Below are 16868 nucleotides of genomic sequence, written 5' to 3'. Positions count from 1 at the left end.
CGGGGAATTCCTACTTCATCTTTTTCTTGAGATCGTAGAGCGCATCGAGCGCCTCGCGCGGTGTCATATCGTCGAGGCTCATCGCCTTCAGGGCCTCCTCGACCTTGGACGGCCCGCGGGTCGCCTCCTCGCGGCGCACTGCGACCTGGAAGAGCGGCAAGTCGTCGATCAGCTGGCTTGCCGGGTTCTTGCGGTCGGCATCCTCAAGACGGGTCAGCACGTCCCGCGCCCGCGCCACGACCGAGGCCGGCAGGCCGGCGAGCCGCGCGACCTGAATGCCGTAGGACCGGTCGGCTGCCCCTGGACCGACCTCATGCAGGAAGATCACGTCGCCGTCCCATTCCTTCACGCGCATCGTTGCGTTCGATAGCCGGGCAAGCTTTTCGGAAAGCACGGTCAGCTCATGGAAATGCGTCGCGAAAAGCCCGCGGCAGCGGTTGGCTTCATGCAGATGCTCGACAGCAGCCCAGGCGATGGAAAGACCGTCGAAGGTCGCAGTACCCCGGCCAATCTCGTCGAGAATGACCAGCGAGTGCTCGCTCGCCTGATTGAGGATCGCCGCAGTCTCGACCATCTCCACCATGAAGGTGGAACGCCCGCGCGCCAGATCGTCGGATGCGCCGACGCGCGAGAACAGCCGGTCGACGATGCCGATATGCGCTGACGTCGCCGGCACGAAGGAGCCCATCTGCGCAAGAATGGCGATCAGCGCATTCTGGCGCAGGAACGTCGATTTACCGCCCATGTTCGGGCCGGTCAGCAGCCAGATCGCGCCATCCTTACCATCGGAGACGGGCGACAGATCGCAATTATTGGCGACGAAAGGACCGATGGACTGGCGCCGCAGTGCCTGTTCGACGACGGGATGGCGCCCACCCTCGATCGCAAACATCTTCGAGCCGTCGACCAGCGGCCGGCAATAGGCCTGCTCTTCGGCAAGGAGTGCCAGACCTGCAGCGACATCGATGACGGCAAGCGCCCGTGCGCCAGCCTTGATCGCTTCAGCCTCGGCAACGGTCGCTTCCGCCATCCGGTCGAAAGCTTCGAGCTCGATCTGCAGCGCGCGGTCGGCGGCGTTAGCGATGCGGCTTTCGAGATCGGCAAGCTCCGTCGTGGTGAACCGCATGGCATTTGCCATCGTCTGGCGGTGGATGAAGCGGGCCTTCGCCTCCGCCGTATCGGTCATCGGTCCGGCATTGCCGGCGGTGACCTCGATGAAGTAACCGAGGATATTGTTGTGCTTGATCTTCAGCGATTTGATGCCGGTCTCTTCGGCATATTGCAGCTGCAGGCCTGCAATGACCCGGCGCGACTGGTCGCGCAGCGCCCGAACCTCGTCGAGGCCGGCATTGGCGCCGTCGCGCAGGAAGCCGCCATCGCGTTTTAAGAGCGGCAGTTCCTCGGCGAGGTTTTCGGCAAGCAAGGTTTCGAGCTCGCACGGTAGAGCCTGCAGTCCCGTACGCGCCTGTTCCAACTCCTCCGGCAGCATCGCGCTTCCCAGCAGATCGGCGATATGCGTGGCAGCGCCGAGTCCCTGGCGGATCGCCCAGAGATCACGCGGACCGCCGCGGTCGAGCGCCAGGCGCGAGAGCGCCCGCGGCATGTCGGGTACGTGTTTCAGTGCATCGCGCAGGTCGCCACAGAGCGAGGGTTCCTGCATCAGGAAGCTTATCGAATCCAGGCGCTCGTTGACGCGGGCGGGATCGGTGAGCGGCGACATCAGTCTTTCGGCAAGCAGCCGCGCTCCGCCACCGGTGGTCGTGCGGTCGATCGCCTTCAGCAGCGCACCGTTGCGATCACCGGAGAGTGTGCGCACAAGTTCCAGATTGGCGCGAGTGGCCGGATCGATGAACAGCGTCGAGGCGCCGCTCTCCCGTTCCGGTCTGCCGAGCGGCGGCCGTTCGGCAATCTGCGTCTTCTCCACATAGGCGATGGCGGCTGCCGCGGCTGCAAGCTCGGCGCGCGAGAAACTTCCAAAACCGTCGAGCGTCGAAACGTCGAAGTAGCGCGCTATACGGGTTTCTGCCGTCGCGCTGTCGAAAAGCACAGCCGGTTGTGGAACGGCGGTGCGGCCGAGTACATCGAAGACCGATTTCAGTTCGCCGTCATAAAACATCGTATCCGGTACGATGAGTTCGCGCGGATCGATGCGCAGGATATCGGCGAGCAGTCGCGATGCATCGGTTTCCGCCAACCGGAAGACGCCGGTGGAAATATCGATCCAGGCAAGCGCCAGCACCGGCTCGGAAGAACCGCGGATACGCGACAGAGTCATCAGATAGTTCGATTCCGAGGGCGAAAGCAGCTTCTCCTCGGTAATAGTGCCCGGTGTGACGAGGCGGACGACATCGCGCTTGACGACGGATTTCGCCCCCCGCTTCTTGGCTTCCGCCGGGTCTTCCACCTGCTCGCAGACGGCGACGCGATAGCCGAGCGCAATCAGCTTCTGCAGATAATCGTCGGCCGCATGCACAGGCACGCCGCACATCGCAATATCCTGCCCCATATGCTGGCCGCGCTTGGTGAGCGTGATGCCGAGCGCGCGCGAAGCCTCGAGCGCATCCTCGAAGAACAGCTCGTAGAAATCGCCCATGCGATAGAAGAGCAGCGAATCCGGATTGTTCGCCTTGATCTCGATAAACTGTTCCATCATCGGCGTCGCCGAGGCGCGGCTTTCTTCAGTCGCGAGCTCGGCTGCCGAGAAGGCTTCGTTTCTGATGTCTATTCGTGCGTTCACGGAGGTGCAGTTTTTCCCAAAAAAACAGGTGCCAACCCTATCCGCGCGCCGCTATAGATGACAACAGCAATTGGGGAAGAGGAAAACGTCACCCACAGACGTTTGGAGGAGGCATGTCCCAGATGGAGAAGAAAGAACGGCCGGTGACCTCTGTTACCGATCAGGAAGCGCTCGAATTTCACGCGATGGGTCGGCCCGGCAAGCTGGAGATCAACCCGACCAAGCCGATGGCGACGCAGCGCGACCTCTCGCTGGCCTATTCTCCCGGTGTCGCGGTGCCGGTCAAAGCCATCGCCACCGATCCGGCCACGGCCTATGATTATACGACCCGCGGCAATATGGTTGCCGTCATTTCCAATGGCACGGCCATTCTCGGTCTCGGCAATCTCGGCGCGCTTGCCTCCAAGCCGGTCATGGAAGGCAAGTCCGTACTCTTCAAGCGTTTCGCCGATGTCGATTCCATCGACCTTGAAGTCGATACGGAAAATGTCGACGAATTCATCAACTGCGTGCGTTTCCTCGGGCCGTCCTTCGGTGGCATCAATCTGGAAGACATCAAGGCGCCGGACTGTTTCGTCATCGAAAGCCGACTGCGCGAACTGATGGATATTCCTGTTTTCCATGACGATCAGCACGGCACCGCGATCATTGCCGCCGCCGGCCTTATCAACGCGCTGGAACTGACCGGCCGCGATCTCAAGACCACCAAGCTCGTCTGCAACGGCGCGGGCGCCGCCGCCATCGCCTGCGTAGAGCTCATCAAGTCGATGGGCTTTGCGCCTGAGAACATCATCCTCTGCGATACCAAGGGCGTCATCTATCAGGGTCGTACCGAAGGCATGAACCAGTGGAAATCGGCGCATGCGGCAAAGACCGATACCCGCACGCTCGAAGAAGCCATGAAGGGCGCAGACGTCGTTTTCGGCCTGTCGCAGAAGGGCGCCTTCTCCGAGGAGATGATCCGCTCCATGGCCGACCGGCCAGTCATCTTCGCCATGGCCAACCCCGACCCGGAAATTACGCCCGAGGAAGTTGCTCGTGTTCGTGATGACGCCATTATGGCGACCGGCCGTTCGGACTATCCGAACCAGGTCAACAACGTGCTGGGCTTTCCCTATATCTTCCGCGGCGCCCTCGATGTCCGCGCCTCGACCATCAATGATGCGATGAAGATTGCCGCTGTGAAGGCACTCGCCAGCCTTGCCCGTGAAGACGTGCCCGATGATGTTGCGGCTGCCTATCAGGGCAATCGTCCGCGTTTTGGTGCGCAATACATCATCCCGGTTCCCTTCGATCCGCGCCTGATATCCGCCATTCCGGCCGCCGTTGCCGAAGCGGCGATCGAAAGCGGCGTCGCCCGCAAGATCATCACCGACATGGCCGGCTACAAGCGAGAACTGTCGGCCCGCCGCGACCCGATCGCCTCCACGCTTGCCAGCCTCTATGAGCGCGTGCGCCGCCATCCGAAGCGCGTGGTCTTTGCCGAGGCCGAAGAAGAGCAGGTGATGCGCGCCGCCATGTCTTACGCCAATCAGCAGCTTGGCACCGCGATCCTGCTCGGCCGCGAGGATCTGATCCGTGCAACGGCCGAACGCGCAGGCATCGACCTCAATCGTCCAGGCCTCGAGATCGTCAACGCCCGTATCTCGACCCGCGTCGAGGCCTATATCGATTATCTCTATGCCCGCCTGCAGCGGAAGGGCTATTTGCACCGCGACGCGCAGCGCCTGATCCATAATGACCGCAACCATTTTGCTGCCACCATGGTGGCGCTTGGCGATGCCGATGGCATGGTGACGGGCATCACCCGCAACTATTCGACGGCACTCGAAGATGTGCGCCGCTGCATCGACCATAAGCCGGGCCATCGAGTGATCGGCGTGTCGATCGCGCTTTGCCGCGGCCGCACGGTCTTCGTTGCCGACACTGCGGTTCACGATATGCCGACGGCCGAGGAGCTTGCCGATATTGCCGAGGAGGCCGCAGGTCTCGCGCGTCGCATGGGCTACCAGCCGCGCGTCGCGTTGCTCGCCTATTCCACCTTCGGCCATCCCTCGGGGGAGCGTTCCGAGCGCGTCCGCGAAGCTGTGAAGATCCTCGACAAGCGTCGCGTCGATTTCGAGTATGATGGCGAAATGGCCGCCGACGTTGCCCTGAACCGTAAGGTGATGGAACAATATCCTTTCTGCCGCCTCTCCGGTCCGGCCAACGTCCTCGTCATGCCGGCATTCCACTCGGCATCGATCTCGACGAAGATGCTGCAGGAACTCGGCGGCTCGACGGTCATCGGACCCATCCTCGTCGGCCTCGACAAGGCGGTGCAGATCACCTCGATGGGCGCCAAGGACAGCGATATCGTCAACATGGCTGCGATTGCGGCCTATGCTGCCGGTTCCTGATAAGTAATAGAGGCGGACCGCTAGTGTGGTCCGCCTCAGACGAGCTTAGCCTGCAAAAGCGATCAGATTTCCATCCGGATCGCATACGATGAATGTTCGCGCGCCCCAGGGTTCCAGCCTCAGCGGCTGATGAAACGGAACGCCGTTTGCGGTGTATTCGAGAAAAAGCGCCTTCACGTCATCAAGCGTAATCGTCGCCGAGAGGATATCCCTCTCGCGCTGGCGAAGCTCCGGATGGAAGGCCGGCATGTCAACGTGCCGGAGATTGAGCCTCGCCGCACCGCGAACGACCTGCGCATAAAAGGGCGGTTCGCCATAAATGAAGGCGAGGGCGAAGCCGAGCTTCTGTGTGTAGAAATCGCAGGCGGCCTGGATATCGCTCACGAAAAGCTGCGGCTGGGCATCGAGCAGCGTCGGTTGGGATGTGGATTTTTGTTCGGCTGTTGCACTCATGTCGGCGAGACCCTTTTTCAGCGCCGCCCAGCTTTCGAATCCCTGCTGCGCCGCCACCAGTTCCTGCGCATCCGCAAGCTTGAACTCAAGCTCGAGGATTTGCCGGTCACTGAGATGGCGGTAGCGGGCAAGCCAATAGCGGATTTCCGCTGCAACAGGATAATAACGATCCTGATGCCACCGTTTGAACCGCTTAGCTTTCTTCCTGAGATTTTCGAAATTCGGCATGGCGCAAGGTTTTGATGTTGTAGGCGGGCATAGCCCAGCCGGCACCATTGCCGATGCGCCCTACTGAAAACGCCGAAAGAGAATGAATTGGCGAGGCACCGCCGTCAAGCGGCAGCCATCAGCTTGCAAAACGGCCTGCATCCGCACCGTAATAATTGAGATACCGGTCGGAAATGCTTGATATCGGCAGCACGATCAGCACGTCGGTCGTGTTGAACGCCTGATCGACGACAGCGTGGGAGCCGACCATTGCGCCGAGGCGCAGGTAACCCTTGATGAGCGGAGGCAGCGCCATCAGCGCCCTTTTCGGGTTGACACCTTCAGCCGGCATCAGATCCATGTCGCGCGCCAGATGCGGCAGCGCGCCGACGGCCCATTCATCCTTGGCGAGTACGTTGTGATAGAGGAAGGAGAGAGCCAGCGCATGACTCTCCGGTTGAACACCCGGGAAGGAAGCGCAGCCGAACATGGCGCTCATGCCGTGCTTCAGCGCGTAAGCCCAATTGCCCTGCCAGAGCAGTTCGACGATGCGCTTGGTGCGGTATTCCGGCAAAACGCAGGAGCGACCGAGCTCCATGAAGCGCTTGTCGGGGTGGCGGGCAATGAGCTCGTTGATCGCAAATTCCGAAGCCGAGTAAAAACCGCCATTGGCCATGGCGACGTCCTGTCTGAGCAGGCGGTAGGTACCGACGATCTGGTCTTCGGCATCGCCCTCGATCGAGCGGTCGAGAACGAGGAGATGGTCGCAGAAGGCGTCATAGGCATCGAAGTCCCGCTCGCGGCGCATGGCGTCCGCTGGCAGCTGAGCCTTCATTTCCTCGACGAAAACGCGGTAGCGCACGGCCTGCGAGGCACCGATCTCACGCGCGCTGCGGGCAAGGCGGGTCTCTAAATTGCCGATGCGGCCGAGAATATCGCCTTCCTTCGGTGCGGCCGTCGATGGCCGAGCGGCCTCGGCAGTGGCGTCACAATTAAGGATGTCAACAGACATGGCGATTCTCCCGTCTCCGGCCTATCACACGCCATAAAACACTTATGTACGACAGGAAAGTGACATACCGAATTTGTGCACGCAAGAAACGTGCCGTTTTCCCCAGCTTTAGCGCGCCTCAGCCCGGCGGGCTGAAAGAGCAACAACCGCCTGTACTTCGGTGAGCAGCCTGACCGGATCCACCGGTTTCACCATGACGCGATTGGCGCCGTTGAGCAAGACCTGTCGCCGCGATTCGTCGCTCTTGTCCGCAGTCAAAACGATGACCGGAACCGGCTGAAGATCGAGCCTTCGTTCGTGCCCGCGCAGGCGTCCGAGCATGTCGATACCGTTGCCGCCGGGCATGGAGAGATCGCTGATGATAATATCGGGCCTGTCGTCACCAAGCGCACAATCGAGCAGAGTTTCGAAATCATCCACATGCCTGACGGAGTGGCCGCCTTTTTCCAGCATGACGCGTACCAGCATGGCGTTGATCGGATCGTCCTCGCCCAGGAGGACGGAAAGGCCGTTGCCCACCGCCGTCCGTTCTGCAATGGACGGGCCGAGGCCGGGCTGGTTGTCGTTCAGAACATCGCGCTTCTCCATGCCACGCATGCGTCCGCGCAGCACGTCGATCAGCGACTGCTCGCGCAGCGGCCGGATCAGCCACGCATCGAAGAGGTCGAGCGAATAGGAGTTACGCTCTTCCGGATTGACGAGCAGCACCTTGCGCAGGCCGAGTGCCGCGATCTCCGTGCGATCGGCGATATGCAGCGAGAATTCCTCGGACATGCGGTGATCGACGATGATATCGGTCGGCCGGTCGCCGCTGCGGGCGAGGGCCAGCAGGCTCTCGCGCGCCGCCTCGCCGCCAGCGACGAGGTGGCAGCGCCCGCCGAGCGTCGTGATCGTCTCGGCAATCGCCGTGCGCGCTGCACCCGCCGGGGCAAGCAGCACGATGCTGTTTCCCGCCAGCAGTGCATTCCTGGTGGCTTTATCCTCTTCCGAAAGTTCGACGGGGAAGCGAATGGTGAACTGGCTGCCCTTGCCCCTCTCGCTTGCAACTGTCAGCGAACCGTCGAATTCACGCATGATGCGGGCGGAGATTGCAAGGCCGAGGCCTGTGCCGTTGCTCTTCTGGGCAAGCGAGCCGCCCTGTTCGAATTCCCCGAATATGCGCGCCTGTTCCTCCGCCGTCATGCCAGGCCCGGTATCGTTGACGGTAATCGACAGCTCGCCAGCCGCCCTGGAGACACGGATGAAGACGCCGCCGGTCTGCGTGAATTTCACCGCATTGCCGATGACATTGAAAAGCACCTGCCGCAGCCGCGCCGGATCGAAGCTCATCAGCTCCGGCACATCGGCAGAGACCGTAGCGCCGATCTCGATACCCTTTTCATGGGCGCGGTGCGCCAGCATTTCCACGACGCTTTCGACCAGCTTGCGCAGCGATTCCGATCTCGGGCGGAGTTCGAAACGGCCGACCTCGATAGTGGAGAAGTCGAGCAGATCCTCGACCAGCTGCGTCAGCGCGTGGCCGGACTGGCGGATGCTGGTCAGATAGTTCTGCTGTTCCTGCGTCAGCTTCGTTTCAGAAATCAGATGCGCCATGCCGAGAATGCCTGACAGAGGCGTGCGGATTTCGTGGCTAACCGTGGCGAGCAGCCGCGATTTGGCGGCGCTGTTATATTCTGCCTTCTGCCGTGCCTCCTCGCGGCTTTCGGCGGCAAGCCGCTCTTCGGTCACGTCGCGCGCGATGCTCTGCAGAAGCAGGCGTCCGTTTGCCGGATCACGGGTCACGACATCGTGCCAGAGAAAGATGCGCTGTCCTGCCGGTGTCGAAATCTCCACATCGTATCGATGCGGCTGCGGGCCAGGACGGAAGGCAAGGCCGATCTCCTCACAGGTCTGGCCTTCGGGTTTGGCGCGCCCGGTGAGGCTGCGGAACGTCTCGTTGGTGCTGATGATGCGCCGGTCCATCATGCGGGTGACGACGATATCGCCGAGCACGTCATGGACCGTGCCGAGCAGGCCGGTTGCATCGACGCGTTCCGTCGTCTCCGGGCTACGGCCGCCGGGCCGGTTTCCGTTCCTGAAAAGAAGGGCAAGATAGCCTGCAATCGCGGCGATCAGGATGAGGCCGAGGACTGCCATGAGCGGACCGCCCCAATGAGAAAGCAATAGCAGCAGGATCGCCGAAATGAGACCTGCTCCGCCGAGCCAATGAAAGAGCAATGGATGCACGGAGCGAAGGGTAGCCGGCGACGTCAATTCACCCGCCGTCCGGCCTCGATAGGCCCTAACGGCGGCTCCGCCGAATGCGGCGGACAATCGTTCCTGTAGCTGCGCCATACTCTGCATGCAGTTCAGCTAACATATTGCCCGTTCCGAATGTTTTCAGGAATCCGCTAAAAATTTAGTGATCCGCCTTTTTCGGCTTCTGCAGCATCTCATCGAGAATGACGCAGCCGGCGCCGACAGTGATGAAACTGTCAGCGAGATTGAATACGGCGAAAGACCAGGTTTCTGTGTGGAAGAGGATGTAGTCGATCACGTGGCCATAGGCGAAACGGTCGATGAGATTGCCGATCGCCCCCGCAATGATGAGCGCATAACCAAGATGCGCCAGCCAGCGGTCCTTCGCGGTGCGATGCCAGAGATAAAGCACGAAGGCGACGATGATCAGACGCATCCCCACGATGAACCAGCCGTCCATGCCCGACAGCATCGAGAAGGCGACGCCGAGATTGTAGGTGCGGTAGAGCGCCAGCATCGGAATGACGGGAATGGCTTCCTGCAGCGGCAGGTAATGATCGACGGCGATCTTGACGATCTGGTCGAGGATGACGGCGATCACGATGAAGATCAGGATCGGCAGCGGTCGCGAAAAGAGCGCCGGGCGTGCGGTCGCAAGATCGGTCATTTGCCCTCGGACAGTGAGAGGAGATGGCGGCGTGCCTCGAAAAGCATGACGGCGGTGGCAACGGCGAGATTGAGGGAATCGGCGCGGCCCTGCTGCGGAATGCGGGCAAGCGCATCGGCTTCGTTGGCAAGCTGGTCCGGCAGGCCGGATTGCTCGTTGCCCATCAACAGCACGACCGGTTTTTTCTTGTAATCGATCGTGCGGTAATCGACCGAGCCGGCAAGGTGGGTCGCAACGACGGAAACACCAGCATGCTTCTTCCAGGCGGTGAATTCCTCTGCCGTCGCATGGGCAACCGGAACGGCAAAGACCGAGCCCATGGTGGCCCGCACTGTTTCCAGCGAGAAGGGATCGGTCGTCTCGCCGACAAGGATGACGCCGGAAGCGCCGGCCGCATCGGCCGTGCGGATGATTGTTCCGAGATTGCCGGGATCGCGCACGCGGTCGAGCGCTACCCAGGTTTCGCCATCCTTCGGCTTGACATCCCTCAGCTTCGTCCAGCGTGTTTCGAAAATGCCGACCACCATCTGCGGATTGTCGCGCCGGGTGATCGAGGAGATCACCTTCTCGTTAACTTCAAGCACGAGCCCGCCGGAGGCTACGGTCTTTGCTGCCATCTGCTCGACGAGCGGTTTGCCCTTGGCAGCTTTGGCGTAGACAAGCGTGCGGATCGTCCAGCCGAGCTCAATTGCATCGATGACGAGCTTCAGCCCTTCAGCCATGAAGGTGCCGCTCTCTTCGCGCGACTTCTTGTTGGTCAGCGCCTTGATGTCTTTGATGATCGGATTGGCAAGCGAGGTGACTTCCTTCACCTGTCCGACCTTGCGGGGGCCGCGATCGTGGAATTCGTTCATTTTGGCACCCAGCGGGAAAAGAGAGAGGTAGAGAGTGCGCGGCCCGGCGTCTTGCCGTCGAGACCGGCCTCGCGGATGACGAGTTCGCCGGATTCGACCACGCCGCCGGCCCCGCGCATCGTCTCGCGCATCAACTCGTGAATGGAATAGAAGCTCGCGCGGATCGAATAAGCCGTCAGCACGAGGCCAACGGCCTTCGGTGACAGGATCTCGCGGCAGATATCCAGCATCAACGGCAGGTGCTCGAAAAGGTGCCAGACCTCGCCATTCGGACCGCGGCCGAATTTCGGTGGGTCGGTGAGGATAATGTCGTACTGACTGCCGCGCCGTTCCTCACGCAGGATGAATTTCATCGCATCCTCGCAGATCCAGCGGATCGGCAGCTTTTCCATGCGTCCCAACGCCTGGTTTTCACGCGCCCAGCCGATCGCCTTCTTCGAGGCATCGACATGGGTGACTTCCGCACCGGCAGCCGCGGCGACCAGCGAGGCAACGCCCGTATAACCGAAAAGGTTCAGCACCTTCAGCGGCCGTCCGGCGCTTTCCACCTGTTGTTTCATCCAGCTCCAGTGAACGATCTGCTCTGGAAAGACCCCGACATGCCGGAAAGAGGTGAAGCGGCCGAAGAAATCGACGCCGAGCAGGTTGAGCGGCCAGGTTTCGCCAAGCGCTTCCTTCGGAAAACGCCAGCGGCCGGTGCCTTCTTCATCCGTATCGCCGGTGAAGGCAGCATCGACCTTCTCCCAGACATGGGCGGGCAGCGACGGCTGCCAAAGTGCCTGTCCCTCCGGCCGCACGACCCGATAGGGGCCGTATTGTTCAAGCTTCTGACCGTTGCCGCTGTCGATCAGATGGAAATCGCCGGCACCCGTCGATTCCAGGATGACAGGCACGCGCTCTGCAGGCAGCTCGCCGTGGCGCGCCGTCAGCGGGCGTTCTATTACCGCTGGAACGGCTGCCGGCGGGCGCTGTTCGCGCGCTGGTGCCGCCTTCGTCTTCTCCGGCTTTGCAGGCCGCGCATCGGAGCGGCGTCCGCCCGAAGGGCCTGTCGCTACCCTCGCGCCAGGCCGGCGTTCTCTTTGTTTCAACGTGGTCTTCCGCGTCTTAAATTCAATTGAGCCAGTGCAAATAGCATCCCGTCCGACCTTGGCAAAGCGCTTTCCCGTTATGATATGGTCAGACCATGGAAATGGGGAATTGCTGATGGATCTGATCGGGGAGGAACGCATCGCCGCGCGGCGGGATGTTGTATGGGCGGCCATAAACGATCCGAATATCATCAGGCAATGCATTCCCGGCTGCCAGAGCGTGGAAAAGCTGTCGCCCACGCAATTCCTCGCAACCGTCAAAGTCGGCTTCGGCCTGTTTTCTGTGACGTTCCACGGCGAGATCAAGCTTTCGAATGTCGATGCGCCGCGCAGTTACACCATCGCCGCGGAAGGGCGGGGCGGCATTGCTGGCTTTGCAAGGGGCGAAGCCGATGTCACCTTGGTGGATGAGGGGCTGCACACCCTGCTGCGTTATAGTGCGGACGGCGATACGGGTGGCCGGATTGCCGAGCTCGGCGGCCGGCTGATCCGCACCACGCTGGAAAAGCTCGCGCGACGCTTCTGGGGGAGCTTCAATGCGGCCGTCATCGAAAAGGCCGCAGGCTAGGCACATGGGCTTGGCATCCTCCTTAATCCCTTTTACGCAAGACCGATGACCTGGAAAATCCGACCCAATTGCGCCGAAGACGTGACGCAGCTTGCCGACATCTACCTGTCTGTCCGGCGCCAGACCTTCACCTGGGTTGATCCCGGCAAGTTTCATCGGGAGGATTTTGCCGCTCATACCAACGGCGAGGTCGTTTCCGTCTGCGAGGGACTCGACGGGAAGATCGCCGGTTTTATCTCGATCTGGGCGGCGGATGATTTCATCCACATGCTCTATATCCTGCCTGAATTCCAGGGCAAAGGCGCGGGAACCGCCCTGCTGCAATCGCTCCCGGGCTGGCCAGAGCATAACTATCGGCTGAAATGCCTCGTCAACAACCGCGACGCCAAGGCCTTCTATCTGGCACATGGCTTTCAGGTCACCGGCAGAGGTGCCTCACCCGAAGGCGATTATGAAGAGCTGAGTTTCACTCCGGCGCCAGTGGAATAGCGGCAGTCATCGCGAGGGCAATTGCCCGACGATCTCTTCTGCGCGCGTCTTGTGACGATCTGCTTCGCCCTGCCAGCGGATAGCCTCCTTGGCTTCGACGCGTGCGCGCTTGCGGTGCTTGCCCTGGTTGAACCAGGTCGCAGCAGAGCCCACCAGCATGCCGATGATGAAAGCGATCAGCAGGAAAACGAAGAAAGGCGCGGCCAGGGAAAGAACCTGATCCTCCGGCCGGAACGGATTGAAGGCAAGCGTTACACTCTGCCGGTTAGCGACGCAGAAGATGATCAGGATGACGCCAAGCGGCAGCAAAATCAAAAGATTGATGATCTTCTTGGTCATGTCGGTCTCCGCACCTGTTAGCGAAGGCAAGCTTCGTTGACGCCAGAATAGAAGTGCGGCAGAGAAGTTCAAGTGCGGTTTGATGCCTGATGCCGAGGATCAATCCTCTTCGTCGGCTTGTCCGGGGTTCAGGCGCTCGCGCAGTTCCTTGCCGGTCTTGAAGAAAGGGACCCACTTCTCCTCGACGAAGACCGTATCGCCGGTGCGCGGGTTGCGGCCGGAACGGGAAGGGCGGTTCTTTACGGAAAATGCACCGAAGCCGCGCAGTTCGACGCGGTTGCCGGCGGCAAGCGCATCAGTGATCTCGTCGAGGACCGCATTGACGATATTTTCAACATCGCGGTGGTAGAGATGCGGATTGCGTGCCGCAACAATCTGCACCAATTCGGACTTGATCACGGTCGCCCCCTTAAATTATTGATTTCTTGTTCAATCCTGGCCAACCTGCCAAACTGAAAGCAGCCCGTCAAGAAGCAACTTTGGGGGCAGGATGCCGTTGAGATCCTGACTTTTGACAAGATCACCATAACCAAGGATCGTAATCAACCGGGAAACAGCTCCAGCGAGTAAGAAGGGCGTATTGCTCTTCTTGTCCCAGTCGACGACCGGCAGTTTGTCGCTGACGTTTCGGGAGGTCAGATAGGCGCGAATTTCCGGCTGTCCACCGACCGCATCGATGAGTTTCACCTTCAGCGCTTGCCGGCCCGTGTAGATCGTTCCGTCGGCAAGCTTCAGCACTTCGTCATGCGGCAATTTGCGCCGGTCGGCAACGAGGTTGACGAACCAGTCGTAACTGTCGAGAACCATGTTGCGGATCATGGCCTTGGCTTCTTCACTGGTGTCGTGGAACGGCGAGGGCTCGGCCTTGAGCGGAGAGGATTTGATCTCCTGCAGCGAGACGCCGAGCTTGTCGAGCAGTGGCTGGATCTGCGGGTACTGGAAGATGACGCCGATCGAGCCGGTGATCGAGCTTTCGCCCGCGATGATCGTATCGCCGGCCGTCGCAATCATATAGCCTGCGGAGGCTGCAAGCGTCCTGACGTCGGAGACGACGGGCTTCTTTTCCGCAATCGCCCGGATCGCCTTGAAGATCTTTTCGCCGCCATAGGTCGTGCCGCCCGGCGAGGAGATCGAGATCACGACTGCCTTGACCTGATCATTGTCCTTGATCTTTTCCAGTCGCTCGAGCAACTCGTCATCATCGGTGATCAGGCCGGAGATCGTCACATGGGCGATATGGGGCCGCGCGGTGCTGCCTTCGCTGAAGGCAAAATTATAAAGCGCAAAGCCGAGCGCGACGAGCAGCACGACCGCGGCAAGGCGCCAGAAGCCAAGCCTGCGGCGCAGCAGCCGGCGGTCTGCGATGATCGAGCTGTCCATTCCAACCTCCAGAGACGAAACCCAACGGCGGTACTCCGCCGCTGGGGAGATAAGGCGCACGCTGCCGCGAGAAAATGCCTCGGGAACCTGCTATTTTCGGTTTAGTTGCTTGTTGCAGAAAAAAATCCATATTGGCAAGCCAATGTAATAATGCGAAACGAACTGTGATTGGCGCCCGGCATTGCTATATAAGCGGCACGATCATCACACACGGACCAGGCATATGCTCGATACCCTCAGGAACAACGGGAAGCCCGCATACGCGGGGCCAAAGGACAGTGCCTATGGCCTTGCCCGGTTCCATTCCGCGCGTGTCCGCCGCCTGAAGTTCTTGCTGCCGGGCGCAGCCCTCATCATTTCCCTCATCTTCATCGCCGTCTCGGTGATCCGCACTTACCTGCCGGAAACCATTAAGATCGAGGGCGCCAAAATCGAGAACGGCAAGGTCGTGATGGAAAAGCCGGCAATCGCCGGCCGCAACTCCGACGGCATCAACTATTCGATGCTCGCCGAACGCGCACTGCAGGATATTCGCAATCCAGATCTCATCACGCTGGAGACGATCAAGGCCGCCGTGCCGATGAATGACGGCCTGATGGCCCGCGTGACCGCGGCGACGGCAGATTTCAATCGCGCCACAGACAATCTGCATATGACGGCGCCGTTCACGCTTGTTCTGAGCAGCGGTCTCGTTGCGAATTTTCAGTCTGCACACCTTGATATCAAGGGTGGAAACATGACGACGGATGATCCCGTCAGAATTACCAAGGACAATGCTTCGATTGTTGCGCGGTCGATGAATATAACCGATAAGGGGCGCGTGATCACATTCGAGGGGAACGTTCGCATGAATGTTGATTCATCCACCATCCATAAACAGGGCACCTAAAGAGCCGGGTCACATGACAAAAGATTGTCGCATTTCAACTCGCAAGACGGGCGTAGCTTTTATCACAGGCGCGCTTGCCTTCGTCCTGTCGGTCGCGGGCGCGGCCGCCCAGTCGACGACGATGCCTGGCATGAAGCTTTCCAGCGATCAGCCGATCCAGATTGAAAGCAACAAGCTGGAAATCCATGACCAGGAACACACGGCGCTCTTCACTGGCGACGTCAAGGTTGTTCAGGGCACGACGACGTTGCAGGCCGGCAAGATGACGGTCTATTACAAGGACAAGGCGAAGCAGCCGGCAGCGGGCGATGCTGCCACCAAGCCGGCACCTGCTGCCGAGACGGCTCCGGTCGCTGCAGAACAGTCGAGCTCGCTTGCCTCGGGTAGTGCCGATATCGATAAGATCCTGGTGACCGACAAGGTTTACCTGACGTCGGGCACGCAGACGGCGACCGCCGATGATGGCAATTTCGATATGACCTCGCAGGTCTTTATCCTCACGGGCAAGAAGGTCGTGCTGACCGATGGCCCGAACGTGTTTACCGGCTGCCAGCTCACGGTTCACATGGCGACCGGTCAGGCGGAGCTTGAAAGCTGCGGTGGTCGTGTCCAGATTCAGCTCGATCCAAAATCGCAGCCGAGTCAGCAGCCAAAGCAGAACTGAGAAGTCGACCTTTCACGTGAAGCTATTCTCCTTATCCACCAAGTCCGGCAGAGCCGCGACGGAAGCCGCGGCTCCTGTCGACAAGGCTCGTTATCAGGGAACGCTGATCGCACGCGGTCTGACCAAGACCTATGCGACGCGGCGTGTCGTCAATGGCGTCTCGCTAGTCGTGCGGCGTGGTGAGGCTGTGGGTCTGCTGGGGCCTAACGGTGCCGGTAAGACGACCTGTTTCTACATGATCACCGGCCTCGTGCCTGTTGATGAGGGAACGATCGAAATCGACGGCAACGACGTGACGACGATGCCTATGTATCGTCGCTCGCGCCTCGGCGTCGGCTACCTCCCGCAGGAAGCCTCGATCTTTCGCGGCCTGACGGTGGAGGAGAATATCCGCGCCGTTCTCGAGGTCCATGAAAAGGACAAGGCGGCGCGTGAGCACAAGCTCGACGAACTGCTTGAGGAGTTTCACATCGCGAAGCTCCGCAAGAGTGCCGCCGTGGCTCTCTCGGGCGGTGAACGCCGACGCCTAGAAATTGCCCGCGCACTTGCGACCGACCCGACCTTCATGCTGCTCGACGAGCCCTTTGCAGGTGTCGATCCGATCTCGGTTGCCGATATTCAGAACCTCGTGCATCATTTGACGGCACGCGGCATCGGCGTTCTCATCACCGACCACAATGTGCGTGAGACGTTGGGGCTGATCGACCGGGCTTATATTATCCATGCTGGCGAAGTGCTGACCCACGGACGCGCGAACGACATCGTCAACAATCCGGAAGTGCGCCGGCTTTACTTGGGCGACAATTTCAGTCTCTGAACCGGTCCTGCACGACAGAAAATTGCGGCTGCGGCATAGGTTCCGCTTGACCAAGTAGGATAAAAAA

16 protein-coding genes are annotated in these 16868 nt (G+C 60.4%); 6 read left to right on the top strand and 10 right to left on the bottom strand.

The window, feature by feature from the left end:
* Nucleotides 1–10: 10 nt before the first annotated feature.
* Entirely contained in the window at nt 11–2737 is a 2727-nt protein-coding gene (gene mutS, locus ACR9ZQ_RS23875; RefSeq protein ID WP_481428913.1) for a DNA mismatch repair protein MutS, read from the bottom strand.
* 113 nt (nt 2738–2850) lie between these two features.
* Between mutS and ACR9ZQ_RS23870 the strand changes: the two genes are divergently transcribed.
* Complete coding sequence (locus ACR9ZQ_RS23870; RefSeq protein ID WP_310379429.1) at nt 2851–5136, top strand: NADP-dependent malic enzyme; 2286 nt, start codon at nt 2851–2853, stop codon at nt 5134–5136.
* Between the two features lie 45 nt (nt 5137–5181).
* On the opposite strand, the gene ACR9ZQ_RS23865 is transcribed toward ACR9ZQ_RS23870, so the two are convergent.
* The 6 genes from ACR9ZQ_RS23865 to ACR9ZQ_RS23840 form a co-directional block, all read right to left on the bottom strand.
* Complete coding sequence (locus tag ACR9ZQ_RS23865; RefSeq protein WP_310379427.1) at nt 5182–5817, bottom strand: bleomycin resistance protein; 636 nt, start codon at nt 5815–5817, stop codon at nt 5182–5184.
* Nucleotides 5818–5935: 118 nt separating this feature from the next.
* Complete coding sequence (gene olsB, locus ACR9ZQ_RS23860; protein ID WP_481428912.1) at nt 5936–6808, bottom strand: l-ornithine N(alpha)-acyltransferase; 873 nt, start codon at nt 6806–6808, stop codon at nt 5936–5938.
* A gap of 108 nt (nt 6809–6916) precedes the next feature.
* The gene (locus ACR9ZQ_RS23855; RefSeq protein WP_481428911.1) at nt 6917–9151 is read right to left on the bottom strand and encodes a hybrid sensor histidine kinase/response regulator; all 2235 of its coding nucleotides are present in this window, start codon (nt 9149–9151) and stop codon (nt 6917–6919) included.
* Between the two features lie 55 nt (nt 9152–9206).
* Complete coding sequence (lspA, locus tag ACR9ZQ_RS23850; protein WP_113325060.1) at nt 9207–9713, bottom strand: signal peptidase II; 507 nt, start codon at nt 9711–9713, stop codon at nt 9207–9209.
* Nucleotides 9710–10567 (bottom strand): TrmH family RNA methyltransferase, encoded by an 858-nt coding sequence (locus tag ACR9ZQ_RS23845; RefSeq protein WP_481428910.1) that lies wholly within the window; start codon nt 10565–10567, stop codon nt 9710–9712. The genes lspA and ACR9ZQ_RS23845 overlap by 4 nt, the downstream gene beginning before the upstream one ends.
* On the bottom strand, nt 10564–11655 hold the full coding sequence (locus ACR9ZQ_RS23840; RefSeq protein WP_481428909.1) for a class I SAM-dependent methyltransferase: 1092 nt from the start codon (nt 11653–11655) through the stop codon (nt 10564–10566). The genes ACR9ZQ_RS23845 and ACR9ZQ_RS23840 overlap by 4 nt, the downstream gene beginning before the upstream one ends.
* A gap of 115 nt (nt 11656–11770) precedes the next feature.
* Here ACR9ZQ_RS23840 and ACR9ZQ_RS23835 point away from each other — a divergent pair, with 115 nt between their 5' ends.
* Together ACR9ZQ_RS23835 and ACR9ZQ_RS23830 are read left to right on the top strand one after the other, a co-directional pair.
* The gene (locus ACR9ZQ_RS23835; RefSeq protein WP_310379416.1) at nt 11771–12223 is read left to right on the top strand and encodes an SRPBCC family protein; all 453 of its coding nucleotides are present in this window, start codon (nt 11771–11773) and stop codon (nt 12221–12223) included.
* A 45-nt stretch (nt 12224–12268) separates the two neighbouring features.
* Nucleotides 12269–12712 (top strand): GNAT family N-acetyltransferase, encoded by a 444-nt coding sequence (locus tag ACR9ZQ_RS23830; RefSeq protein WP_310379414.1) that lies wholly within the window; start codon nt 12269–12271, stop codon nt 12710–12712.
* A 6-nt stretch (nt 12713–12718) separates the two neighbouring features.
* On the opposite strand, the gene ACR9ZQ_RS23825 is transcribed toward ACR9ZQ_RS23830, so the two are convergent.
* The 3 genes from ACR9ZQ_RS23825 to sppA all read right to left on the bottom strand — a co-directional run bounded on the left by ACR9ZQ_RS23825 (nt 12719) and on the right by sppA (nt 14431).
* On the bottom strand, nt 12719–13051 hold the full coding sequence (locus ACR9ZQ_RS23825) for a LapA family protein (RefSeq protein ID WP_037100920.1): 333 nt from the start codon (nt 13049–13051) through the stop codon (nt 12719–12721).
* A 99-nt stretch (nt 13052–13150) separates the two neighbouring features.
* Nucleotides 13151–13450: an integration host factor subunit beta gene (locus tag ACR9ZQ_RS23820; protein ID WP_003544934.1), complete on the bottom strand. Its 300-nt coding sequence runs from the start codon at nt 13448–13450 to the stop codon at nt 13151–13153.
* Nucleotides 13451–13480: 30 nt separating this feature from the next.
* The gene (gene sppA, locus ACR9ZQ_RS23815; RefSeq protein WP_113325065.1) at nt 13481–14431 is read right to left on the bottom strand and encodes a signal peptide peptidase SppA; all 951 of its coding nucleotides are present in this window, start codon (nt 14429–14431) and stop codon (nt 13481–13483) included.
* A gap of 223 nt (nt 14432–14654) precedes the next feature.
* On the opposite strand from sppA, the gene lptC reads away from it, so the two are divergent.
* From lptC to lptB, 3 genes are read left to right on the top strand one after another with little or no spacing between them, the layout of a single operon-like run.
* The gene (gene lptC / locus ACR9ZQ_RS23810) at nt 14655–15320 is read left to right on the top strand and encodes an LPS export ABC transporter periplasmic protein LptC (protein WP_113325066.1); all 666 of its coding nucleotides are present in this window, start codon (nt 14655–14657) and stop codon (nt 15318–15320) included.
* Nucleotides 15321–15333: 13 nt separating this feature from the next.
* Nucleotides 15334–15984, top strand: coding sequence for an LptA/OstA family protein (locus ACR9ZQ_RS23805; RefSeq protein ID WP_113325067.1), 651 nt, complete (start codon nt 15334–15336; stop codon nt 15982–15984).
* Nucleotides 15985–16000: 16 nt separating this feature from the next.
* Entirely contained in the window at nt 16001–16801 is an 801-nt protein-coding gene (gene lptB, locus ACR9ZQ_RS23800; protein ID WP_037100928.1) for an LPS export ABC transporter ATP-binding protein, read from the top strand.
* The last annotated feature ends 67 nt before the right edge of the window (nt 16802–16868 follow it).

Source organism: Rhizobium sp. KNZ14-9A, from assembly GCF_056755015.1.
The sequence above is the reverse complement of the archived record's forward strand: the minus strand, read 5'-3'. Positions and strand labels throughout refer to the sequence as shown.